Annotated in this window: 16 protein-coding genes and 4 tRNA genes; 18 read left to right on the top strand and 2 right to left on the bottom strand. The window is 40.1% G+C overall.

Annotated features, from left to right (window positions below; translation table 11 throughout):
• Positions 1 to 91: 91 nt before the first annotated feature.
• Positions 92 to 1,000, bottom strand: a complete 909-nt coding sequence (locus KQI87_RS03535; RefSeq protein WP_216458947.1) for a type IV pilin protein — start codon at positions 998 to 1,000, stop codon at positions 92 to 94.
• Between the two features lie 374 nt (positions 1,001 to 1,374).
• Here KQI87_RS03535 and KQI87_RS03530 point away from each other — a divergent pair, with 374 nt between their 5' ends.
• The 18 genes from KQI87_RS03530 to KQI87_RS03445 all read left to right on the top strand — a co-directional run bounded on the left by KQI87_RS03530 (position 1,375) and on the right by KQI87_RS03445 (position 23,352).
• Positions 1,375 to 3,387 (top strand): protein kinase domain-containing protein, encoded by a 2,013-nt coding sequence (locus KQI87_RS03530; RefSeq protein WP_216458946.1) that lies wholly within the window; start codon positions 1,375 to 1,377, stop codon positions 3,385 to 3,387.
• A 267-nt stretch (positions 3,388 to 3,654) separates the two neighbouring features.
• Entirely contained in the window at positions 3,655 to 4,062 is a 408-nt protein-coding gene (locus KQI87_RS03525) for a hypothetical protein (RefSeq protein WP_216458945.1), read from the top strand.
• Between the two features lie 311 nt (positions 4,063 to 4,373).
• A complete protein-coding gene (locus KQI87_RS03520; protein ID WP_216458944.1) occupies positions 4,374 to 7,409 on the top strand; it encodes a leucine-rich repeat domain-containing protein in 3,036 nt (1,011 codons plus the stop codon).
• Positions 7,410 to 7,860: 451 nt separating this feature from the next.
• Positions 7,861 to 7,933, top strand: a tRNA-Val gene (locus KQI87_RS03515).
• 15 nt (positions 7,934 to 7,948) lie between these two features.
• Positions 7,949 to 8,022: transfer RNA gene (locus KQI87_RS03510), tRNA-Met, on the top strand.
• 31 nt (positions 8,023 to 8,053) lie between these two features.
• Positions 8,054 to 8,126 (top strand) — tRNA-Val (locus tag KQI87_RS03505).
• A 16-nt stretch (positions 8,127 to 8,142) separates the two neighbouring features.
• A tRNA-Met gene (locus KQI87_RS03500) sits at positions 8,143 to 8,216 on the top strand.
• 273 nt (positions 8,217 to 8,489) lie between these two features.
• Positions 8,490 to 8,831, top strand: a complete 342-nt coding sequence (locus KQI87_RS03495; RefSeq protein WP_216458943.1) for a hypothetical protein — start codon at positions 8,490 to 8,492, stop codon at positions 8,829 to 8,831.
• 402 nt (positions 8,832 to 9,233) lie between these two features.
• Positions 9,234 to 10,694 carry a uracil-xanthine permease family protein gene (locus KQI87_RS03490; protein WP_216458942.1) on the top strand — a complete coding sequence of 487 codons (1,461 nt, stop codon included), beginning with the start codon at positions 9,234 to 9,236 and terminating at the stop codon, positions 10,692 to 10,694.
• A gap of 557 nt (positions 10,695 to 11,251) precedes the next feature.
• A complete protein-coding gene (gene trpE, locus KQI87_RS03485) occupies positions 11,252 to 12,739 on the top strand; it encodes an anthranilate synthase component I (protein ID WP_216458941.1) in 1,488 nt (495 codons plus the stop codon).
• Entirely contained in the window at positions 12,736 to 13,314 is a 579-nt protein-coding gene (locus tag KQI87_RS03480) for an anthranilate synthase component II (RefSeq protein ID WP_216458940.1), read from the top strand. Before trpE ends, KQI87_RS03480 begins: the two co-directional genes overlap by 4 nt.
• Positions 13,307 to 14,317: an anthranilate phosphoribosyltransferase gene (gene trpD, locus KQI87_RS03475; RefSeq protein WP_216458939.1), complete on the top strand. Its 1,011-nt coding sequence runs from the start codon at positions 13,307 to 13,309 to the stop codon at positions 14,315 to 14,317. Before KQI87_RS03480 ends, trpD begins: the two co-directional genes overlap by 8 nt.
• Positions 14,318 to 14,472: 155 nt before the next feature.
• A complete protein-coding gene (gene trpC / locus KQI87_RS03470) occupies positions 14,473 to 15,273 on the top strand; it encodes an indole-3-glycerol phosphate synthase TrpC (protein ID WP_216458938.1) in 801 nt (266 codons plus the stop codon).
• A 180-nt stretch (positions 15,274 to 15,453) separates the two neighbouring features.
• Positions 15,454 to 16,089 (top strand): phosphoribosylanthranilate isomerase, encoded by a 636-nt coding sequence (locus tag KQI87_RS03465; protein ID WP_216458937.1) that lies wholly within the window; start codon positions 15,454 to 15,456, stop codon positions 16,087 to 16,089.
• 188 nt (positions 16,090 to 16,277) lie between these two features.
• Positions 16,278 to 17,462, top strand: coding sequence for a tryptophan synthase subunit beta (gene trpB, locus KQI87_RS03460; RefSeq protein WP_216458936.1), 1,185 nt, complete (start codon positions 16,278 to 16,280; stop codon positions 17,460 to 17,462).
• Positions 17,455 to 18,234: a tryptophan synthase subunit alpha gene (gene trpA / locus KQI87_RS03455; protein WP_216458935.1), complete on the top strand. Its 780-nt coding sequence runs from the start codon at positions 17,455 to 17,457 to the stop codon at positions 18,232 to 18,234. Before trpB ends, trpA begins: the two co-directional genes overlap by 8 nt.
• Positions 18,235 to 18,642: 408 nt before the next feature.
• Positions 18,643 to 21,063, top strand: coding sequence for a site-specific DNA-methyltransferase (locus tag KQI87_RS03450; protein WP_216458934.1), 2,421 nt, complete (start codon positions 18,643 to 18,645; stop codon positions 21,061 to 21,063).
• A 102-nt stretch (positions 21,064 to 21,165) separates the two neighbouring features.
• Positions 21,166 to 23,352, top strand: coding sequence for a DEAD/DEAH box helicase (locus KQI87_RS03445; RefSeq protein WP_216458933.1), 2,187 nt, complete (start codon positions 21,166 to 21,168; stop codon positions 23,350 to 23,352).
• 107 nt (positions 23,353 to 23,459) lie between these two features.
• On the opposite strand, the gene KQI87_RS03440 is transcribed toward KQI87_RS03445, so the two are convergent.
• Positions 23,460 to 24,254 (bottom strand): Cof-type HAD-IIB family hydrolase, encoded by a 795-nt coding sequence (locus KQI87_RS03440; RefSeq protein WP_216458932.1) that lies wholly within the window; start codon positions 24,252 to 24,254, stop codon positions 23,460 to 23,462.
• Positions 24,255 to 24,576 lie beyond the last annotated feature (322 nt).

The following is a 24,576-nucleotide window of genomic DNA, read 5'->3' as shown; positions in this document are numbered from 1 at the left end:
TTTTGCTGTACAGGGATTTAGAAAAATGAAAATCTAATTATAATGATGGAATAACCTTTAAGGCACTTAAATTATGTAATTTCTTGGTCAATTAACTAAGAGTGTCTTTATACTTCGGATAGTCTTTTTTTAGATATCTTGCATATGCATCATATGCCTCCTGTAAGGTATTACATACCTTAATATTATTATTTACTACATTCGTCATAACATCAGGATTAGCTGTCACTTTATCTGCAATTGCATAATATATTTGATTATCTTTTTTTCGTGTTGCAGTCTTTGATTTAGAAACATAAAACTTACCATCAGCACTACGGACGATAACGGGAATTTCCTTATCAGAACCTATATTTTTTGTGTCCACAGAGGTCCAGACAAACCAACGCTTAGTTGTATCAGATTTGTTTGGACTTCCATAATATGCCCATGTGCCTTTCCAGAGCAGACTGTTTTTTGGCAGACCATCTGTAATTTTAGGAACCATACTTGAGTTTGGACATTGGGAGTCAATTTCAAAAATATTATTCACACCCTGTAAAGCATTACTCTTCCACAACAACGCTTCAAAATCCTCATTGACATCAAACCAATATGTGCTTGTACTTTTTCCATCTCCTGTTTTCCATTCAAACAGGATACCAGTATCTTTCATGGAAACCTCGCATTTCCCATTTGCGACAGGATGTCCTATCCAGTTTACAGTATCCGGCTCATCATTGGAATGAGAAATTCCGGCAATCGTCACTGTATTTGAAGACTGCCATTTGTCTATTTTCTGTTTCAGATAGACAACTTCTGTTACGTTATCTTTTCCTTCTATACTTGTCTCTATTACTACTTTATCATATGCTGTTTTGACATTTGCGAGGTCTGTTGACTCCCGGCTTCTTTCTACATATTTGGTATAAGCCGGCGCAAGAATGCCCACAAGAATTGCAAGAATCGCTACAACAACTATAAGTTCTACAAGTGTAAAACCTTTATTTTTGTTTTTCATATATTGCCCTCATATTGTACATTACTAAGATGTGAAAAAAAGATTATCATACTTTTTGAAAATAAAGTTCGCGAAAAGAATTTTTACCATTTTTTCTTTTTTATCATACATTATTTGCAAAATATATACAAACATAAAATTTACCAAAATTAAAATATCAATATAGGAGATGCTTAATTTAAGCTGTACCAGTTGCTTGTCTCTGGGATACCTTGTATACTGTCATTAATACAGTAAAGAAAGAAATCCGAGAGTTTCTGCCTGGGAGTACGGTTTTGAATTATATCGGATTATTCAGCCTCATACAATGCGAAAGATGGTGACAGCTGAGAAATCAGCAATAATATAATGAATTATGTAATGGAGAAATGAATATGAAAAAGAAGCAGATATCAAGAAATCTCCTGCCGGTGGAAATGCAGGAACACTGGAATGCAGAGGAATATCTGAAAGAAAGCGAAGAATCTTTTACAATTCTGGTGAGGGAAAATGTTTCAGGTATTCTATGTGTCTTGAAATGGGGCAGAAAACTTCAGGCGGAAATGTTGTGCAATGAAATGGAGATTCTTCAGAAATTAACGGATATGGGATTAACCGGAATCCCGAAAGCTTACAGGATATTTGAAGAAAATAGCGGGGTATATTTTCTTCGGGAATACATAGAGGGAACACCGTTGTCTCAAATGGTCCTGCAGAAAGGTGGCATACAGGAGAGAGAACTCTGCAGGATAAGCATAAAAATCTGCCGTGCAGCAGAGCAGTTTCAGAAATTAGAAGATCCGATGATCCATCGTGATATCAAACCGGAGAACATTGTAATTACTCACGGAGGAGAAGTAGCATTCATTGATTTCGGAACCATGCGCAGTTATAAAAAAGACAGTCAGAGGGATACGTTCGTGGTAGGAACCAGGGGAACTGCAGCTCCGGAACAATACGGTTATAACCAGACAGACCAACGAACAGATGTGTATGCGATCGGGCGGACGATGCTGTATATGGCTACAGAGAGCTATGAACTGGATCAGATTTTAGAATGTGGCGTAAACAGAGAATTAAAAAAGATAATAAAGAAAGCCTGCTCTTTTGAACCAGATAAAAGGTATGCAGATGCAGCTGAGTTGGGCAGAGCAATTGAGAAATGTCAGGAAAACAACAAAAAAAACGGTTATAAAAAAGCTGGTGCTGTAGTTGGATTAATAGCGGCAGGTTATGTACTGGCGATTCTTTTTCCAGGTACAACAGTGATTAAAAATGGAAGGATAATAGCAGACAATAATGTAACAGAGGATCAGGTTTCTGCAGAGAATACGCAGGAGGAAGGGACAGACCAGAATACAGAGCAGAGTCAAAACCCGGAACAGATTTCAGATGCAAAGCAGTTTCAGGATAATCAGATATTATTCAAAGAAGAATTAATTGAAGCAGCAGTACGTAAAGAATTGAATCTTTCTGAAACAGATGAGATAACAGCCGATATGTTAGAAAATGTAAGAAAACTCCGCATTGTCGGAAAGGAAATCCTTGACAATGAAGACGGCTTCTGGGGCATCGGGCATCACATAGATGGAAAAGACAACAACTTCGGTTCTGTCCGCGGAAGTATTACGGATCTTTCTGACCTGACACAGATGACAAACCTGGAAGAACTTGCGCTATGCAATCAGAGAATCGAAGATATATCAGGTCTGAAAGACCTGCCATTAAAAGAACTCTATCTGAGTAAAAATATGATCACCGATTTCTCTGTCATCCAAAGTCTGATAGATTTGGATATTCTTTGTATCCTGGAGAATCCGGCAGTGGATTTGTCACCGCTTGGAGACTGCGGCAATATTTCACAGTTAAATATTCAGGGAATGCATCTGACAGATATAGACTTCCTGAAGAATATGAACCTGAATTATCTGGATATGAACAATGCAGAAGTAGAAAATGGGATATTTGAACCATTAACAGAAATGAAGAATCTGGATACTTTATGCATGTGTAACGTAAATGAAGCAGCAGCGGAAACACTTTCTAAGATGAGCACATTGAAATCACTGGTTATGTGGGGTGGAGAAACTTCACTGGAGGATCTGAAACCATTGAAAGGAATGGACGAGTTGGAGTCTCTTGCATTTACGGCACCGATCTCCTCACTGGAGGGAATTGAGCAGTTTCCATCACTGAATTTCCTGTCCGTGAGCTTCAGCCTGGTAAAAGACCTGACACCGATCACAGGGGCAGAGAATTTGCAGATAATAGATATTTCAAATGCAGAAATCGAAAACTATGAAGCACTGTTTAAACATACAGGTCTCAAAGAAGTACGCTGTTCAGAAGAACAGAAACAGGAAATCCTGAAACTGAATTCTTCCCCGGATTTTGAAATCTATACATAAAAAAGGGACAAATTTGTCCCGTTCTAAAATGGGCAGATATGGTACACTTATTAGTATCATATCTGCTTTTTAATCGTTTGACATTCGGGGCAGTTATCGGGCATCAGACAGTGGCAAAATGAGAATGCTTATTTGTCTGTCTGTCTGGTTAAAAATGAGGAACAGTGATGAAAGTTTGAGTGCACAGGCAGATAAAGGAATAAATGTTCCGGTGGGGAATGCTTTGGCAGGAAGGAGATATGAACAGGAAAGAGGTGTTGAGAAGAAATGAAAGAAACAGATGAAATCATGGGAATGATAAAAGAGGAGGGCGTCGCATATTTTGCAAGAGAACGTGGGAACAAGGTAGAGGTCGGACTTTATCTTGAACATTTGATCGAAGAGCGTGGAATGAAGAAGAAAGATGTTGTGCGCGAACTGAATCTGGAAGAATCCTATGCACGAAAACTGTTTGGCGGTCAGCGAATTCCAACAAGGAAAATACTGCTGCAGTGTGCGTTTCTCCTTGCTCTTGATCTGTCGGATACACAAAGGCTTCTGGATATCGGCCAGAAGCCGAGACTTTATCCGCGTGTACGTTATGATGCAGCGATCATTTATGGACTGGAAGAAAAGATGACACTGGAAGAGATGAACAGTTTCCTGGAGGAAATTGGGGAGGAAACTTTACTGTAATAAAAAGGATAGCTGTTTTATATTTATGTGAAAAATGATAATAAAAAGAGTCTGAAAATTATTAAGATATAACATAATAAAACGATATAATTTGACGAAATAAAAATGAATACAAAAAACAATTGCGTAATATCCTAAATATACTGTATAATACGAACATATATAGGAAAATATGAGGCTAGCGTATAGGACAGACTTGAGCGGAAGAGATTTGAATAATTTATGCAGAAAGATATCCCCCAAAGGGATTCTGAAAGTTGCTCAGAAAGAGGAACAGATAAATTAATCCAAAACAAAGGAGGTTCAAGAGTATGAAGAAGAAACAGATTGCTTTATTACTGGCGGCACTTTTGTGCGTGTCACCTGCAGCAGAGTGTTCAGCAGTTATGGGCGCAGAATTTTCTTCAGGAGAAGAAACAGCGGATGTGCAGAACACAGAAGGAGATGCAGAGGATACTGCTGGTGAGATTGCAGATGTACAGGCAGAAGAAGCAACAGAGACAGCGGCAGAGCTGACAGAATCAGAGGATATCTGGACATCAGGAGAGGATGTATCAGATTTTGGAGCTGATGAAGTGCCGGAAATGGATGAGTTTACTTCAGGGGAATCAGATGTATTAGCCGATGCAGCGGAAGCGAAACAGGGCAGTGGAAATTATGAAGTAGCATATATCACGGAAGAACAGTATCATAATTGCTTACAGTCCGAAGACCGACCGGAAGTAGAGATGAAAATGGTCGAGGACACAACTCTTTCAAATGCGCTAAACGGCATAGAGGGTGAGAATACAGGATATTGCCTGGTTATACCTCATGATCTGAATGGAGAAGAAGACATCGTAGTTCCGGCAGGACTGAATGTATTTGTTGGTTATTCAGAGGATGTTAAGATCAGAAGCATTACTCCAAATGGAAACATTATATTCTGGGGTGTTGGAAATGAAAAAGAATCCATAGAGATTAAAGAAGGCCAGGGAACCGTTGGATTCCGTCAGCTTTATACATCAGGAGAGATTAAAGGAAGCGGATCAAATGATACAGTTGTATTTTATGAGGATGCAACTCTTGGCGGAATTTCAGGAGTAGAGAATCTGCATTTTGGAAAAGATTGCAGAAATGTAAATATCAGAGGCACTTCTGAATTTTACAATCTTTATAATGATACCGGACGTACAGAAGAAGACTGGGTCGTATGGATTAAAATGGAAGGATACAGTGAAAAGAAAGTTCCGGTATTCCATAAGGCATTTGACTGGGGAACTGGTGAATTTGACGGAGAAAACGGAGAGCACAGGACTGGTCAATATGGTATTGGTATCCAGTACGTGGGTGATTTTGAAAAATGGGAAATGCTGGATATCGGACAGAATAAAGTTGCTGCGAAATTTGATATGTCAGATGTTGATGCTTTGGGAATGATCGAGAGGTTTGATGTTGCTGTACCGGACAATGATTATTTGCTGGATATGGACGGAAAAACCTGGAGACCGAATGAAGATAACAGTATTGGAATTGAGATGTTCCAGGCCTGCGAAGGAATGTCCGCACAGGAAATTTTTGAAGCGTATGGAAGACGTGAATGGCCGGAAGACGGATGCGAGGGAATAGGAATGGTACCAAGCACAGCACTGGCAGAAAGATATATGACTGCATATCAGAAAAAGAATAATACAGATGGTTATTATTTCTTACATGTTGGTGCTAAAGCAAAGATCAGTGGTACACTTACAGTTCCAGATGGGGTAAAAGCTCTTAAAGTAGAAGGTCCTAACAATCATGACGAAAGCACAGATACAGATGATTTTATTCCGGTTAATATTTCATCTGTAAATGTACCGGCAGGTAAGAAACTTTCTCTTTTCAGAATTTCTGTAAAATCAAATAATATGACTTTTACGGGAGCTGGAGAAGCAGAACTTATGGATGCCAGACTGAATGCAAATGTAAAAGCAGACAAACTTCAGCTTGTTAATGCAGTAGTTAAAAGCCTTGACTGTAAGGAACTAACTGTAAAAGAAGGCGGCAGACTGATCGTATCTGAATATCTGAACTTTGATAAAGCAGAATTCCATCCTGATCTTGTGGTTTATGGACAGCCAGGGGCATACCTGAAATTTGGAGAAATTAACAGTGCAGAATTTGCAGATGGATATAATCAGGACATTTTCCTTGGAAATGATGGGAAACAGGAAGCAAAATTATATGTAGGTGGGGCTTTGGATCTCGGCAAATATAAGTACGAGGAGGAAGAATATCCCAGAGGTCTGAATGTTATTCGTTTTGATACAAAAGCGGCACAGGCGGCAGGGGTTCCTGTTGCTCAGGACTGCTTTTTACCGACATATAATTATGACTGGAAAGAAATGGAAGGTAATGGATGGTGGGAGTATGTTAAAGCATATCAGGGAGAGTCGTCAAATCTGGTGACAATTAACAGCAGCCTGCCTGAAGAGGATTCTATTTACAAAATAAGAATCCAGTTTGGTATTGTTGAAAAAGGCGAGGAAATGCGTGTGGTAATGATGCCACGGTATTTGAATATGGATGAGTTTGAGGGATTGAGTGACGGAATTGATGGAAATAAACGTTATGCATTCTACGTGGACTGGTGGTCAAATGAGGAAAAAGTAAAAGCAGTTGAGATTCCTGCTTACTATGAGTTCGCAGGAGAATCCCTGAATAGTATTGCATCTGCACAGATTTCTACAGTTAAGACACAGGTCTATGCTGGCAAGGCAATTACACCGTCTGTAACTGTAACTTTGAATGGAAAGAAACTGAAAAAGGGAACAGACTACACAGTTTCCTATGCAAATAATACAAAAGCCGGCTCTACAGCATCTGTAATCATTACAGGTAAAGGTAATTACGTTGGCACAGCAATCCAGAATTTTGAAATTGCTGCAGTTCCTGCAAAGGGAAAAGTATATACTGTTGGCAGTCTGAAATATAAAGTGACCAAATCTGCATATAAAAACGGAACAGTAAGCGTTTACGCTCCGACAAAGAAAACACTGACAAGTGTAACTGTTCCTGCAACAGTGAAGATTAATGGCTACACATTCCAGGTAACTGCAATCGGTAATAACGCATTCTCAGGATGCACCAAACTGAAGAGTGTCAAGATTGGGTCTAAAGTTACATCAATTGGAAAACAGGCATTTAACGGATGCAAAGCACTGACTTCCATGACAATCAGCACGAATGCACTGAAAACGGTAGGATCATCTGCACTCAAGGGAATCTCTGCAAAAGCGGTGATCAAAGTTCCGGCAGCGAAATTAAGTGCATACCAGAAAATTCTCAAAGGCAAAGGCCAGAAAGCTTCTGTAAAGATTACAAAATAAAAATTATATAGTAAAAGGAGCTTGAGGCAGAACTTATAAAAGTTTTGACCTCGCATAAAAATCAGTTCCATAAAAAAGACAGTTCCTGAAAGAGAAACCCGGAAACAAAGTTGTTGTCATGAGCAATTCTGCTTCCGGGTTTCGTTTTAACGAAACTATGAGCCGTTTGTTTTAACTGAATCAAGTAAATTCCCTGCCTCAATTGCAAAAAGCAATAAGCAATGGGGGGTTGCGAATGTTCAAGTGATTCGAGTTATAGAGGTACTCTGTTTGGCTTGTATTTTGGGAAGTTTTAGGCCAGAGTTATTTTAAAATGTACAAACAATTAGAAAAATAAAAAAAATTAAAAAAGTTTCAAAAAAGGTGTTGACATCCGACAAAATCCATTATATAATAGCAAAGCAAGTTGAGACAGGGAAAAACAGAAACCACTCAACAAAACAGTAAATATGGAATCTTAGCTCAGCTGGGAGAGCATCTGCCTTACAAGCAGAGGGTCATAGGTTCGAGCCCTATAGGTTCCATATCTTAAAGAAAATGGCGAGATAGCTCAGTTGGCTAGAGCACACGGTTCATACCCGTGGTGTCGAGGGTTCGAATCCCCCTCTCGCTACTTGACAGGGAAATCTGTCATAGATAAATATGGAATCTTAGCTCAGCTGGGAGAGCATCTGCCTTACAAGCAGAGGGTCATAGGTTCGAGCCCTATAGGTTCCATATCTTAAAAGAAAATGGCGAGATAGCTCAGTTGGCTAGAGCACACGGTTCATACCCGTGGTGTCGAGGGTTCGAATCCCCCTCTCGCTACTACCTACGAAAGATAAGTCTATAAACCTGAAGGATGGGTTTATGGGCTTTTTTTCATTTCTAAATAAGCCAATTCAAAAAGCTGCTTCTTCATGATATTTCCCTGCAAATAATTATGATACAGAAGAATTATGAAATGTACTATTAAGAAGAAACATAAAATTAATAATGGTTATATATGGAAAATCAAAACATTAATAGACTTCACATCCAGGACTTGTTATAATCAGCAGAAAAGAAGTGAAAAGACGAGTGTGTCGGGAGGTGAGAAACATGTTGGATAAAAAGGACATGCAAATGTTAAAGGAAATGATGGAAACTACGGTGAAGGAAACGGTAGAAATTACCGTTCAGAAAGCTATTGAACCGTTACAGAAAGATATTTGTGATTTAAAAGAAGAAGTAAACGGTGTTAAACTTCATCTTGAAAATGTAACTGATAGGAATATTTCAATCTTAGCGGAAAATCATGGTTATCTGGTAAAGAAATTTAATGAAGCCGTAGAAGCAGCACATAATAATCATGTAAATACAGTACAAACCAGTTACCTGATAGAACATGTTGCAAATCTTGAAAACAGAATGCAGGCGGTAGAAAAAAATATGGCACTGTAGTGCATGAAAACAGTAAGTCTGGATGTGAAGTCTATTGATATTTTGTTACTGTTCACATATCACTATTCCGCGAGGTGTTTTGGCATATTCATGCCAAAATCCCGAGACATACAAGCCAAAATTCCATTGCCGTAGGCAATCTGGAATGAATTTTGGCTACGTTACTGAGAACGGAGTGAACAGTAACGATATTTTGATATTAATACATAAATTTTTGCGTACCTATTGCCATAATTTCTCAAATCCTTTATAATACTAAAGGGTAAAAGCAAGGGTTATATTAATAGTGCAGTGAGATGATAACAAGGTAGTTATTCTCAGGGGGATAGCTATCTTTTTTTATAGCATGAAAAAGCCTCTTGCCGGAAAACGCCTTAACATCCACGAAAGAGAGGGAAAGGAATGGAGAAACAAGAGAAAAACACAGTAACACCTTATGATCTCGACGGAAGGCCGCCTCTGAAACTGGCAATCCCACTTGGTCTGCAGCATGTACTGGCCATGTTTGTGGGAAACCTTACGCCTCTTCTGATCATCACAGCAGCCTGCGGGATCGAACCTGGCGGAGAATTACAGGTGGCACTTCTGCAGAATGCCATGCTCATCGCAGGTATCGTAACTTTAGTTCAGGTATTTACCATCGGACCGGTCGGCGGTAAACTCCCGATCGTTATGGGTACCAGTTCCGGTTTCATTGGCGTATGTCAGAGCGTTGCCGGAGTCATGGGAAACGGCGTAGTAGCCTATGGCGCCATCATGGCAGCATCCTTTATCGGCGGTCTTTTTGAGACAGTGCTGGGAAGCTTCCTCAAACCATTGAGAAAATTTTTCCCATCTGTTGTAACAGGAACCGTTGTACTTTCAATCGGTCTTTCACTGATCTCAGTTGGTATTGGCTCTTTTGGAGGTGGAAGCTCCTCTAAAGACTATGGTTCACTTGAGAACCTTTTCGTAGGTCTTGTGGTTCTGATCGTGATCGTTGCGCTGAAACACGGAACCAAAGGATTCACAAGCTTTGCATCTATCCTGATCGGTATTATCGTAGGTTATGTACTGGTAAGCATCATGGCAGCAGTTCTGCCGACCACATTTACCTATGTAGACGATGCAGGTGCAACTGTAGAAGCAACCAAGTCATGGGTATTAAACTGGGATAAAGTAGCAAGCGCATCCTGGTTTGCAGTACCAAAGATCATGCCTGTCAAATGGGCATTTGACGCAAAAGCTATCGTCCCGATCTGTATCATGTTCGTAGTAACAGCTGTTGAGACAGTTGGTGATATCTCCGGTATCACAGAGGGTGGACTTGGAAGAGAAGCTACAGACAAAGAACTTTCAGGCGGTGTTATGTGTGACGGTCTTGGATCTTCACTGGCAGCAGTATTTGGCGTACTTCCAAATACATCATTCAGCCAGAATGTAGGCCTTGTTGCCATGAATAAAGTCGTAAACCGCTTCTCCATCGCAACAGGTGGTATCTTCTTGATCGCATGCGGTCTGTTCCCGAAACTTGCAGCGCTGATCTCCATTATGCCGCAGAGCGTACTTGGCGGTGCAGCGGTTATGATGTTCTCATCCATCGTAGTTAGTGGTATCCAGCTGATCACCAAGTGGCCGGTAACACCAAGAAATGTAACCATCGTTTCTGTTGCACTTGGTCTTGGATATGGACTTGGCGCAAACTCCGCAGTACTTGCACATCTTCCACAGGCAATCACACTGATCTTCGGCGGCTCCGGAATCGTGCCTGCAGCATTGTTTGCAATCGTCCTGAATATCGTACTTCCACCGGATGAGAAATCCGAAGTAGAGATTGCTGAAGAAATTCTTGATATTAAGAAAAAAGAAGCACAGAAGAAATAAAAGATAAAATTATCTGATATCCGGGCATAAATAAAACAGGCAGAAAGCGTGAGATTCATAAATGGTGGATTTCACGCTTTCTTTTTTCACTAAGTAAGTTATCTGTTTCTGCCGAAAAATACTAATTTTATATATTTCCTATCAAAATAATAAAAATATATAACAATTTCAAATTTAGGGGTTGACAAATGAAGTTAGCAGTGGTAAATTTTTTATAAATTTAACAGACTAAACCGATGAAGCGGAAGTCAAAGCAGTCATGCGCGCACAGAGAATCCGGGTAGGTGAGAGCCGGGTGGAAATGCAGTCTGCCAAATGGGCCGCTGAGGGCGCAGTGAAAAGCAATAAGAACCAGCTTAGTATCTTGCGACGTGGGGCATACGTCAGTTGCCGGAAATATGAAGGTATTTCGCAAAGAGTACGGATCATACCGTAAATCAAGGTGGCACCGCGGGTGAAATATATACGCTCGTCCTTGACAGAAACATAAATTCTGTCGTGGACGGGCGTTTTCTATTCCTCCGGACAGAAACCAATCAACCACAGGAGGTGTTCCCATGTATCCAACATTAGAAACCATCAAACAGCTTGCACAGACAAAAGAATACCGTCGCATTCCTTTGTGCAGAGAACTCTACGCAGACAGATACACACCGGTAGAAGTAATGCGCATCCTGCGAAAAGCCAGCCGCCACTGCTACCTGCTGGAAAGCGCCAGCCAGACAGAGGTATGGGGCAGATATTCTTTCCTGGGATATGAACCATCCATGGAGATCACCTGCACAGATGGTACCCTGAAGATCCGTAAAACAGATGCTGAGGGAAATGCCGAAGAAACTGTAAAGCAGGTGAAACATCCCGGCGATACCCTCCGCAAGATCATCCGGGAATACAAAACTCCTGTAATGGAAAATATGCCGCCATTCACCGGCGGACTGGTAGGATATTTCTCCTACGATTACATCAAATACAGCGAACCAAAACTGAAACTTGAGGACAAAGAACAGCAGGACTTCCGCGATATGGACTTAATGCTTTTCGACCAGGTCATTGTATTTGACCACTTCAAACAGAAAGTCCTCCTGATCACCGGCGTAATGACAGATGACCTGGAAGCATCCTACGAAGCAGCGGTAAAGAAATTAGAGGAAATGGCACAGCTCATCCGAAACGGGGAGCACATGGAATTCGAACCACTGAAACTTCAGTCCGAGATCCAGCCGAAGTTCCCGAAAGAAAAATACGCAGACATGGTGGAGAAAGCCAAACACTACATCAAAGAGGGCGATATTTTCCAGGTAGTACTTTCTAATCCGATGCGTGCAAAAGCAACAGGAAGCCTGTTCGATACTTATCGTGTTCTCCGTGCAACGAACCCGTCACCGTATATGTTCTACTTCTCCAGTGATGACATCGAACTTGCAGGTGCTTCACCTGAAACACTTGCGAAACTGGAGAAAGGCACTTTGAGTACTTTCCCTTTGGCAGGAACCAGACCAAGAGGAAAGACAAGAGAAGAGGATAAAGCTCTTGAAGAGGGACTTCTCAAAGACGAGAAAGAACTGGCAGAGCACAACATGCTGGTGGATCTTGGCAGAAATGATATCGGAAAGATCAGCAAGATCGGAACCGTAAAAGTAGAGAAATACCTCTGCGTAGAACGTTTTTCCCATGTTATGCATCTGGGCTCTACAGTAACAGGAATCATCCGGGATGATAAAGATGCGGTAGACGCAGTAGACTCCATACTTCCGGCAGGAACCCTTTCCGGAGCACCGAAATTCAGAGCCTGCCAGATCATCGAAGAACTGGAACAGAGCAAACGAGGAATCTACGGTGGCGCCATCGGTTATCTGGATTTCGCAGGAAACCTGGATACCTGCATTGCCATCCGACTGGTCTACAAAAAGAATGGAGAAATCTGTATCCGCTCCGGAGCCGGAATCGTGGCAGACAGTGTTCCGGAAAAAGAATTCCAGGAATGCTGCAACAAGGCAAGAGCCGTGGTACAGGCAATTAAACAGGCACAGGAGGGATTAGAATGATATTACTGATCGATAATTATGACAGCTTTTCCTATAACTTATATCAGCTCATCGGAGCAGTAGAGCCGGACATCAAGGTAGTGAGAAACGATGAGTGTACACTGGAAGAAATCGCAGAGATGAAACCGGAAGCCATCATTTTATCCCCTGGTCCGGGACGTCCGGAAGACGCAGGCATCTGCATCCCGGTCATCAAAGAATTTGTAGGAAAGATCCCAATCCTTGGTGTATGTCTGGGACATCAGTCTATCTGCGAAGCCTTTGGCGGAACTGTATCTTATGCAAAAGAACTGATGCATGGAAAGAAAAAACTGATGTACAAAACATGTGAAAGCCAGCTTTTCAAAGGACTGCCGGATACTTTTGCAGCAGCCAGATATCATTCTCTGGCAGCATTGAAAGATACTCTGCCGGAGGAACTGAAAGTGACTGCAGAGTCAGAGGACGGCGAGGTCATGGCAGTGGAACATACGAAATATCCTGTCTTCGGAGTACAGTTTCATCCTGAATCTGTAATGACACCGGACGGCAGAGTGATGATAGAGAATTTCATGGAGGTAGTAAGAAATGATTAAAGAAGCCATTATCAAATTATCAAAGAAACAGGACTTAACATACACAGAAGCAGAAACTGTAATGGACGAGATCATGAGCGGTCAGGCAACACCTGTACAGATGTCCGCCTATCTTACAGCTTTATCCTTAAAAGGAGAGACCATTGACGAGATCACAGCTTCTGCAGCAGGCATGAGAGCACACTGTATCAAACTTCTCCACGACATGGATGTTCTGGAAATCGTAGGTACAGGCGGAGATGGATCAAACTCCTTTAACATTTCCACCACTTCTTCCCTGGTGATCGCAGCAGGCGGTGTTCCGGTTGCCAAACACGGAAACAGAGCAGCATCCTCCAAATCAGGTGCAGCAGATGTTCTGGAAGAACTTGGCGTCAAGATCACATTAACACCGGAACGCAGTGCAGAGATTCTGAAGAAGATCAACATCTGCTTCTTATTTGCACAGAACTACCACATCGCCATGAAATACGTAGCACCGATCCGAAAAGAACTGAGTATCCGAACCGTATTTAACATTCTTGGACCGTTAAGCAACCCGGCAGGCGCAAACATGGAACTGATGGGCGTTTATGATCAGGCACTGGTAGAGCCACTTGCACAGGTAATGGCAAACCTTGGTGTAAACAGAGGAATGGTTGTTTACGGACAGGACAGCCTGGATGAGATTTCCATGTGTGCACCGACATCTGTATGCGAGATCAAGGATGGCAAATTCACATCCTACGAGATCACACCGGAGCAGTTTGGTTATGAGAAATGCGAGAAAGGCGCTCTCACAGGCGGCACTCCTGCAGAGAATGCAGAGATTACCAAAGCAATTTTAAAAGGCGAAGAAAGAGGACCGAAGCGTCAGGCAGTCTGCTTAAATGCAGGTGCAGCACTTTATATCGCAGGAAAAGCAGCTTCCATAGAAGAAGGTGTGAAACTTGCGGAATCCCTTATCGACAGCGGAGCGGCACTGAAGAAACTGGAAGAATTTGTGGAAGAGACAAATAAATAACTCTGGTGAACTTCCTGATATTATTTATTACATTATTGACTTGTATTTATAGATAGAAACGTTGGGAATACATAGTGAAAAATAATGTGATGATAGAGGTCATAAATAAAAAGTAACAGCGAAACAAAGAATATGAAAGAATAATCATAAAGCTTATGAAGAATATATTAGAAGAAATCGCAGCCAGAACAACTGAACGGATCGCAAAAGAAAAAGCACAGGTTTCCATATCCGAACTGGAGAACAGAATCCAGGAGATCAACAAAACCGCATCACAGAAAATGACATTCCTGCAGGCACTGCAGAAGGATGGCATGTCCTATATCTGCGAAGTAAAGAAAGCGTCCCCGTCCAAGGGTCTGATCGCACCGGATTTTCCATATCTGGCGATCGCGCAGGAATATGAACAGGCAGGTGCAAGCGCAATCTCCTGCCTCACAGAACCTTTCTATTTCCAGGGATCCGACCAGTACCTGAAAGAAATCGCAGCTACCGTACAGATTCCGGTGCTCAGAAAGGATTTCACAGTAGATGAATATATGATCTACCAGGCAAAGTCCCTGGGAGCATCTGCAGTACTTCTTATCTGCGCAATCCTCGATGACGGTGCACTGAGAGCCTACAGACAGCTTGCAAAAGAGCTGGGACTGGATGCGCTGGTAGAAGCACATGATGAGTACGAAGTAGACAGAGCCTTAAATCTGGGGGTAGAGATTGTCGGAGTAAACAACCGCGACCTCAGAACATTCCAGGTAGATATGAACAACAGTATTCGCCTGAGAAAAATGGCACCGGACAATGTAGTCTTTGTCTCTGAAAGCGGAATCCGTACCCCGGACGATATCAAACTTCTTTATGAAAATCAGGTAGATGCCGTACTGATTGGTGAAACACTTATGCGAAGCCCGGATAAGAAAGCAGCGCTGGAAAGTCTGAATGGCAGTCCATTACATTAAAACGGTAATATTTACTACAGCATATTGCTCATGAATAATTGAAATAAGTAGCTTTCTGATTTGCTGAAACTATATTATAAGTTAAGTGAACATTTGCAAGCTGATTCAATTAAAAGTTTATCAGCAAATTCAGAATGGTTGAAAACTTTCAATTTGAGTATCATCTGTAGAGGAATTGATATGAATAAAGAACAACAGCAAAGAACAAAAATTAAAATCTGCGGTCTGAAACGTCCGGAAGACATTACATATGTAAACGAGGCAAAACCAGACTACTGCGGATTTATCATAGAATTTCCCAAAAGCACCAGAAATGTCACAGGTGATCAGGTAAGAACTCTTATCGCAAACCTGCACCCGGACATTATCCCGGTAGGTGTTTTTGTAAACGCTTCCCCGGAAAGGGTAGAGGAACTGCTTCTTGACGGAACCATCCAGATCGCGCAGTTCCACGGACAGGAAGATGATGACTACATCCGAAGGATCCAGAAAAGCACCGGACACCAGGTCATCAAAGCCTTTTCCATAAAAACAGCTCAGGATATCGAACAGGCATTGCAAAGCCCTGCAGATTACATCCTGCTGGATCAGGGAGGCGGCGGAACCGGTAAGACCTTTAACTGGTCCCTGATCCCGGAGATAACCAGACTATTTTTCCTTGCAGGAGGCCTCGGCCCTGAGAACCTTGAACAGGCAGTTCATATGATCCGTCCTTATGCGGTAGATTTAAGCAGCAGCGTAGAGACAGAGGGTGTAAAGGACAGACAGAAAATACTGGAAGCAGTGAATCTGGTGTATAAAAATAATAAGATATAGAACAGAATGCAAAAAGCTTAGATAAAGCCAGATAAATGTTCTGCTTTGAGTAAATTAAGAAAGTATTCTGCTTCAATTATAAAAAGTAATAGGAAGTAAGAAATTAGAAGAATCCTATATAGATTTGAAAAACAATAGAAACTGGATTTTATTATTACCATAATTAGATATACAAGGAGGATACACAGATGTCAAAAGGAAGATTCGGCATCCACGGAGGACAGTACATACCGGAAACATTAATGAATGCTGTCATCGAACTGGAAGAAGCCTACAACCACTACAAAGATGATCCAGAATTTAATGCAGAACTCACAGAGCTTCTGAACGAATATGCAGGAAGACCATCCCGTCTCTACTTTGCATCCCACATGACAGAAGACCTTGGCGGCGCAAAAGTATACTTAAAGAGAGAAGATTTAAACCACACAGGCGCCCACAAGATCAACAACGTACTTGGCCAGGTACTCCTTGCCAAGAAAATGGGTAAAACCCGTGTCATCGCAGAAACAGGTGCAGGACAGCACGGTGTAGCCACAGCAACAGCAGCAGCTCTCATGGGTATGGAATGTGAAATCTTCATGGGAAAAGAAGACACAGAACGTCAGGCATTAAACGTATACAGAATGCGCCTTCTCGGAGCAAAGGTTAACGCAGTTACCTCCGGTACAGCAACACTGAAAGATGCTGTTTCCGAGACAATGAGAGAGTGGACAAATCGTATTTCCGATACTCATTATGTACTCGGCTCCGTAATGGGCCCGCACCCATTCCCGACAATTGTCCGTGATTTCCAGGCAGTCATTTCCAAAGAAATCAAAGAACAGATCCTTGAGAAAGAGGGCAGACTTCCGGATGCAGTTCTCGCATGTGTAGGCGGCGGCTCCAATGCAATCGGAACATTCTACAACTTCATCAATGACAAAGACGTCCGTCTGATCGGATGCGAGGCAGCAGGCCGCGGTGTAAACACAGCAGAGACAGCAGCAACCATCGCAACCGGCAAACTGGGAATCTTCCACGGAATGAAATCCTACTTCTGCCAGGACGAATACGGCCAGATCGCACCGGTATACTCCATTTCCGCAGGTCTGGACTACCCGGGAATCGGACCGGAACATGCACATCTCTATGACACAGGACGTGCTGAATATGTACCAGTCACAGACGAAGAAGCAGTAGAAGCATTTGAATACCTCTCCAGAACAGAGGGAATCATCCCTGCAATCGAGAGCGCTCATGCAGTAGCTTACGCAAAGAAGATTGTTCCACAGATGAGCAAAGACCAGATCGTAGTCATCACAATCTCCGGACGTGGAGATAAAGACTGCGCAGCAATCGCACGTTACAGAGGGGAGGATATCCATGAATAAGAAAATCGCAGAAGCATTTGAAAAAGGTAAGGCATTTATCCCGTTTATCACCTGCGGAGACCCGTCTCTGGAGGTGACAGAACAGCTTGTATACGCAATGGAGGAAGCAGGTGCAGACCTGATTGAACTTGGAATCCCATTCTCCGACCCGACAGCAGAAGGTCCGGTGATCCAGGGAGCAAATGTAAGAGCCCTCTCCGGTGGCGTAACGACAGATAAAGTATTTGACATGGTAGTAAAGATCAGAAAGAACAGTTTCATTCCTATGGTATTTATGACCTACGCAAACGTAGTATTTTCTTATGGAACAGAACGCTTCATCAAAACAGCCGCAGAAATTGGAATGAACGGCCTGATCCTGCCGGATGTACCGTTTGAAGAAAAAGAAGAGTTTGATACTGTATGCAAGAAATACGGCATCGATCTGATCTCCCTGATCGCACCGACTTCTCATGAGAGAATCGCACAGATCGCAAAAGAAGCAGAAGGGTTTGTATACTGCGTATCATCCCTCGGCGTTACAGGAACCAGAACCAACATTACGACAGACATCGGCGCAATGGTGAAACTGGTAAAAGCTGCAAAAGACATTCCTTGCGCAGTAGGATTCGGAATCTCCACACCGGAACAGGCGAAGAAGATGGCAGCACAGTCTGACGGTGCAATTGTAGGATCTGCAATTGTGAAATTATGTGCAGCACATGGAGTTGATTGTGTGCCGTATGTGAAAGAGTATGTGAAATCTATGAAAGATGCAGTAAAAGAAGCTTAAGTATTTGAAAAAGGGACGCGCAGAAACATCTTTGATTTCGCGTGCGGTTTCGGAGCCTAAGAACTTCTAAGCTGCTAAAAATATGCTAAAACCATAAGAAAAATGACCCAAACTCGCCGCATTTTGCGGCTCAGACAGTGGGTCATTTTTCTTATAACGCATATTTTTACCAGCTAAGAAGTTCTAAGCCCCCTGCAAATGCACGCGAAATCAAAGATGTTTCTGCGCTGTTTTTTGGCAGGAGTTAATAAAGGAAATATTTTTTTACTTGCAAACGGGGGTGATTTTGATACAATATTAAAATGATGAAATTGTTCGTTATAAGTCGGTATACAGTGAAAAGAAGGGAAGACTCTTGGAAAAATAAAGTTTGTTATCATAGCAGGAAAATGTAATGAGGAGAATGTGATGAGTATAAATGATAATTCGTTTGATTTTTTGAATAATCTTGCAAGAAATATGGGAACAACAGGTGCATTGGCGGCAGTAGGAGAATTGCAAAAAATATTTGTGGAATCAAATGTGTCTATGGATGGTGCTGTTGAGGCAATTGAGGAATATAGAAAAAATGTTGCTCCAATTGTAGATTCAGTTAATATAATAAATAGCATATATGCTCCAAATTTGGAATTGGTGAAAACTTTTGAGAATATGAATATAAAAGGAATTATATCAGGATTGCAGACAAATTCAGCTGTTATGAATGCAATCGCGGGGCTGGATTTTTCTGAAATTGCAAATATTATGGATGCTCTTACTCAATGTAATTTAGCAGATATATTTCAAAATGATTTTACCGTAGATAATGTTGAAGATTTATATGAAAGCGGTGAAATCACTCAGGAAGATATTAATGAGGAAATTACGGAAATTATCAGTGAAAAGCATTTTTTTCCAAAAATTGAATGGGATAAGATTAAAAAAAGTAAATGGTTGATTGCAATAAAAATCTTAGTATTTATTATCTCATGTGTGTGTGAACCAGTTATAGATGAAATTAAAGATAAAACACTTGATGTATTGGGAGTTACAGAATTTTGGAAAGAATCAGGAGTGTATGATCTGATAGATTCTGTTTTGGAAAATAGAAAGGGAAGTGCTGTATCTGAAGAAGAAGCAAAAGCTGGGGTTGATGAAAATAGAACAGGGAATATTACAAAGCAAAAAAGAGAAAGTTTGTTAAATAAAATTAAAGAAATACGTACATTTATCTCATCTGTACCGCAGGATGAAAATACGGGGAATCTGTTGTCGTATCTTTCTGAACTTGAGAAAGAAGTGAATGGTAAAAAGTATGGTCTTGTATTTGAAGAACATCGTGAGGAAATAGATGAGGTACTTAATATTTATACACCAGTACTTACAGAAGAAAAGGGGTTATTTATAGGCAGGGGAGGTGAAGTGAATTCTATTATTGAGGGTGATAATCTTGCTGCATTGAAATTACTTGAAAAAACACATAAAGAGGCGATAGATCTGATTTATATAGATCCGCCTTATAATACATTAAGTGAAGGATTTGTATATTCAGATAATCAAATAGACAAAAATGACACATTTCAGCATTCAAAGTGGTCCTCTTTACTTTATACCCGGTTGAAATTATCTAAAAAACTTCTTTCGAAAAATGGCGTGATTTTTATTTCTATTGATGATAATGAATTATATCCATTAAAATTAATTTGTGATGAGATTTTTGGCATAGATAATTATATTTCAACTATAGTGGTTGTTGTTAAACCTGAAGGACGCCGCTATGGTGCATTTGCGAAAACTCATGAATATATTCTTGTATATGCAAATGATATAAATTTAGTTCAGCTTAATGAAATTGAAGTTGATGGCGCAAAATATCGATATAGAGATGAAATCGGAGGATTTAATTTAAAGGGTTTGAGAAATCGTAATGTTCAGGCTTTTAATTCGTCTAATCGTCCTAACTTACGTTACCCATTTTATGTTGATATTGAGCATCCAGATGAAGAGGGATTATGCTTGGTTTCAACAGAGCCTAAAGATGGTTATATTGAAGTGTGGGCGAGTACGATAAATGATTTGGAAAGTGTATGGCGATGGGGAAAAGATACAGCAGCCAAAAGAATAGATGAACTTACTGCTTATCGTGGACGAGATGGTGAAATACGAATTTTCCAAAAAGAACGTAAGCTTACACAAACGGCAAAGACTGTATGGGATGATAAAGAATTTATTTCTCAAAAAGGAACAAAAGAAGTACAGATGATACTGGGAAAAGGAAAATTTGATTTTCCCAAACCGTTAGAACTCATAAGCAGGATTATAAAAATTGGTTCTGGTAAAAGAACTACAATACTTGACTTTTTTGCCGGATCTGGAACAACAGGACACTCTGTTATGAAATTGAATGCAGAAGATGGTGGGAATCGTAAATTTATTCTATGTACAAATAATGAAAATAATATTTGCCGTGATGTAACATATAAACGTATTAAGCGAGTGATAGATTCAGAAGGCTACAATGAGAGTCTTAAATATTATAAAGTAGAGTATATTCCTACTGGTGAACGCATGTATTATGAATATACAGATGAATTGTTAAATCATATCCGTGAGTTAGTGGAACTTGAAAATGGTGTGAATTTTACGGACAGTGATAAAATTGCTATTACACTGACAGAAGATGAATTTAATGAATTTATTGCAGATGTGGAAAAAGTAAAAAAATGTCAGAAACTATATATGGGGTATGATATTTTACCTGATGAAGAACAGGAAAAGAAATTGCGTATAAATGATATTGAAATCAATATTGTTCCTGAGTATTATTATAGTGATTTGCAGGAGTATTGAGTGAAGAAGAGTTTTTGCTTGAGTAAATACGTGAGATATTCCACTGCTTGTTCATAATCGAATGGTTCGATTAAATACTAATGAAGGGAAGAGTATAGAATTATGAAGTTAAAAAATTTTCAATTGGAGGCTGTAAAATCATTGTTTAATGCAATGGATACTCTGACACGTGACATTATTCTAAAGAGTCCTACGGGCAGTGGAAAAACAATTATTTTGACATATTTTATGCATCAATATATACAGTCTTTTTCAAAAAATATTTTTGTATGGCTTACACCGGGTAAAGGAAACCTTGCAGAACAAAGTAAGGCAAAAATGGATAAATACATTCATGATTCACAAACAAAATTGCTTTCGGATGTAATGACAGATGGATTTAAAGAAAATGACAACTGTTTTATAAATTGGGAAAAGCTTACAAAGAAAGGAAATACGGCTCTTAAGGATAGTGAAAGAACCAATTTTTTAGAGCATATTCAGCATGCTTTGAATGATGGGTTGCATTTCATTATCATAGTTGACGAGAGTCATCAGAATAATACTATAAAAGCGGATGAAATTATACAATATTTTCATACAAATAAAATTATTCGCTGTTCAGCTACTCCGAAAGGAATCGCAAAAGCGGAAATAATTGAAGTTCCAGAAGAAAAGGTCATTTCGGAAGGGCTCATTAAAAAGATGCTTGTTATCAATCAGGATTTTTCACAAAAGATAGAAACGGAAAATCAGACAGCGTTTTTATTGGAAAGAGCACTGCAAAAACAAAGAGATTTGCATGCAGCATTTTTAGAACGTGAGATAAATATAAATCCGTTGATTATAATTCAAATTCCAAATAAATCAGAACTTTTACAGGATGAAGTTGAGAGATATTTGGAAAAACAGGGTATGACATATGAAAATGGTCAGCTTGCAGTATGGCTTTCTAACAGGCATGAAAACTTAGAGAATATAGATAAGCCAGATGCAAAATCTTCAGCAGTTATTATCAAACAATCTGTTGCGACTGGGTGGGACTGTCCAAGAGCATATATTCTTGTAAAACTTAGAGATGGTATGGATGAGACTTTTGAGATACAAACGATAGGACGTATTCGCCGTATGCCAGAGGCTAAGCATTATAAAGATGATTTACTCGACAGCTGCTATCTTTATACTTTTGACGAAAAATTTACGGCAGGTGTAAAAATAGCACTTAATAAAGGTGCGTTGAATGCAAGTACATTATTTTTAAAGAATGAGTATAAAAATATTGCGCTTACAGGAGAGCAAAGAACAATGGTGACTACTACACGTAATCCACAGAAAGCATTACAGGCTATTGTATCCTATGCTCAAAAGGAATACGGGATAGGAACTAACAAAGCTGAAAATTATGTATTGCTTAAAAAAGCAAAGTTTGAAATGAGCGAAAATATTATTAAACATACTATTTCTGGTGAAACGTCTACTCTTGATTTTTCTGCTTCGGATTTGAATGATATTTCTGTTACTGAAAAACTGAATACTCATAAACATGGACGGGATTATCATCAAAAAATTAGTAAAATAGGTTTGGAAATAGGAATGGAATATTCCTATATGAATACTATTATACGTAAGCTTTTTGACAAAAATTTTAAATATAGTAAAAAAATTCTTGCGTTGGAGCCAAGAGAAGTTTATGCATTTGTATTGAATAATGCTGATAAGCTTCAAAATTTAGTGCGCCATGCCATGGCATATGAAAATGCACAATTAGTTTTTGATATAAAGACTAAATCATATTATGATTTTCATATTCCACAATCGTGTTTATTTACTTATAATTGTGATGCAAAAACGCAAATGGAATATAGAAAAAATGTGTATCAGGGGTATCTTTCTTCAGCTGCACCTCGGTCTACACCAGAGGTTAAGTTTGAAAAATTTTGTGAACATTCCGATAGTGTACAATGGTGGTACAAAAATGGAGATAAAGGTAACGAGTATCTTTCTATTGTATATGAGGATAATTCTAATAAACAAAAGCTGTTTTATCCTGATTATATAATTTCTGTGAATGACGAGATATGGATTATTGAAACAAAAGGCGGTTTTGACCGTGGGGGCAATAGTCAGGATATAGATATTTATACAAAAAAGAAGTTTAAGGTGTTAAAAACTTATCTTGAGAAATACAGTCTGCATGGTGGTATTGTACGTAATGATGCAGTTACAGATGAACTATGTATTTGTATGGATAATTATTCTGATAACATTAAAGGCGAAGAATGGCAAGTACTTGAAAATGTATTGCCATAATATGGTGAAATACTAGATCTGGAAAAGAAGGGTGTATTGTGCAGGATTCGCAAATACACCCTGAGTATTTGTTTATTTGCTGCATTAGGTTTAAAGCTATTTATTATTTACAGGAACGTTTTCAAAATCTGCAGAACTCCATTTTCCCAGTAAGGCGGGCAGGTATTTTTGGCAGCAGCTTGTACTTCCGGGCGAGAGTTGGAGACTGCGTAGCTATAACCTGCTTCACGGAGCATTTCAATATCATTGATATTATCTCCGAAAGCACAGGTTTCATCAGGTGCAATGCCCAGATATTTCTGCAGAAAATCCAGAGCCGGACCCTTGCCGGATCCCTGGAGTGTGGCATCCATCCATTCCTTACCGGCAGAGACTAGAGTGACTTTATCTTTCCATGCAGGGGTAAATACAGGAGCACATAATTCTTCACAGGCATTTGGATGATAGACAGAGAATTTGATGATTTGCTGATCCTCAAGGATACGGGGATCAGAAATTTCCTGGATATCATATCCGTAAGAATCTCTCAGCCAGTGAAACATACGGCTGCCGCCATCCTCTGCAAAGCCACGGTCAGGTGTGGCAATATAGTAATCGCAGGAAGGCAGACTCTCATGAACCATAGAAAGCATTCCTTTCCATATTTCATCAGGCATAGTATCTACTTTCAGAATCTCCTTCGGAGTTCTTACGACAGTACCACCGTCGGTAATGTAAAACAGTCTGTCTGCGACAGGGGCAAACAGCTTTCTCTCACTTCTGTACTGCCGTCCGGAGCATGCTACAAACATAATCCCCTTATCAATCAGCCTTCCGATAACCTCCATATACTCTCTGTCAATAGCCAGAGTCCCATCCTTTACCAAAGTTCCATCTATATCTGAAGCAATCAATTTAATCATATGAATAAGAAATCCTTTCTATAAAAATTCATTTTATAAATTCTTTTTGTAATAAGTTCCTTCTATAATAAATACAATTCTCATTCTATCACGCCAAAATATAACTTACCATAAAAAATTTAGAAAAATTGCAACTATTCACCAGTCCCGGTTCATGCGTTACCATCCTGCAAAATGTTCTGTGAGGAAATCTCATCTGCATAGCCTGTCGTTGCAAGGCGCATTACTGTGAACGAAGTGAGCAGTAACAGCCCGGCAGTCCCATAGCCAGCCAACAGGCAGGAAATATTTTTGTTTTCAGGTGCATTTGCAGTGGGCGTAG

It is taken from the genome of Blautia sp. MSJ-9, from assembly GCF_018919065.1.
Taxonomy (GTDB): Bacteria; Bacillota; Clostridia; order Lachnospirales; family Lachnospiraceae; genus Blautia_A.
The sequence above is the reverse complement of the archived record's forward strand: the minus strand, read 5'-3'. Positions and strand labels throughout refer to the sequence as shown.

Excerpts from the sequence above, each read along its gene's own strand:
- KQI87_RS03535 (WP_216458947.1), bottom strand. The coding sequence starts at position 1,000 with ATGAAAAACAAAAATAAAGGTTTTACACTTGTAGAACTTATAGTTGTT.
- KQI87_RS03530 (WP_216458946.1), top strand. The coding sequence starts at position 1,375 with ATGAAAAAGAAGCAGATATCAAGAAATCTCCTGCCGGTGGAAATGCAG.
- KQI87_RS03525 (WP_216458945.1), top strand. The coding sequence starts at position 3,655 with ATGAAAGAAACAGATGAAATCATGGGAATGATAAAAGAGGAGGGCGTC.
- KQI87_RS03520 (WP_216458944.1), top strand. The coding sequence starts at position 4,374 with ATGAAGAAGAAACAGATTGCTTTATTACTGGCGGCACTTTTGTGCGTG.
- KQI87_RS03495 (WP_216458943.1), top strand. The coding sequence starts at position 8,490 with ATGTTGGATAAAAAGGACATGCAAATGTTAAAGGAAATGATGGAAACT.
- KQI87_RS03490 (WP_216458942.1), top strand. The coding sequence starts at position 9,234 with ATGGAGAAACAAGAGAAAAACACAGTAACACCTTATGATCTCGACGGA.
- trpE (WP_216458941.1), top strand. The coding sequence starts at position 11,252 with ATGTATCCAACATTAGAAACCATCAAACAGCTTGCACAGACAAAAGAA.
- KQI87_RS03480 (WP_216458940.1), top strand. The coding sequence starts at position 12,736 with ATGATATTACTGATCGATAATTATGACAGCTTTTCCTATAACTTATAT.
- trpD (WP_216458939.1), top strand. The coding sequence starts at position 13,307 with ATGATTAAAGAAGCCATTATCAAATTATCAAAGAAACAGGACTTAACA.
- trpC (WP_216458938.1), top strand. The coding sequence starts at position 14,473 with ATGAAGAATATATTAGAAGAAATCGCAGCCAGAACAACTGAACGGATC.
- KQI87_RS03465 (WP_216458937.1), top strand. The coding sequence starts at position 15,454 with ATGAATAAAGAACAACAGCAAAGAACAAAAATTAAAATCTGCGGTCTG.
- trpB (WP_216458936.1), top strand. The coding sequence starts at position 16,278 with ATGTCAAAAGGAAGATTCGGCATCCACGGAGGACAGTACATACCGGAA.
- trpA (WP_216458935.1), top strand. The coding sequence starts at position 17,455 with ATGAATAAGAAAATCGCAGAAGCATTTGAAAAAGGTAAGGCATTTATC.
- KQI87_RS03450 (WP_216458934.1), top strand. The coding sequence starts at position 18,643 with ATGAGTATAAATGATAATTCGTTTGATTTTTTGAATAATCTTGCAAGA.
- KQI87_RS03445 (WP_216458933.1), top strand. The coding sequence starts at position 21,166 with ATGAAGTTAAAAAATTTTCAATTGGAGGCTGTAAAATCATTGTTTAAT.
- KQI87_RS03440 (WP_216458932.1), bottom strand. The coding sequence starts at position 24,254 with ATGATTAAATTGATTGCTTCAGATATAGATGGAACTTTGGTAAAGGAT.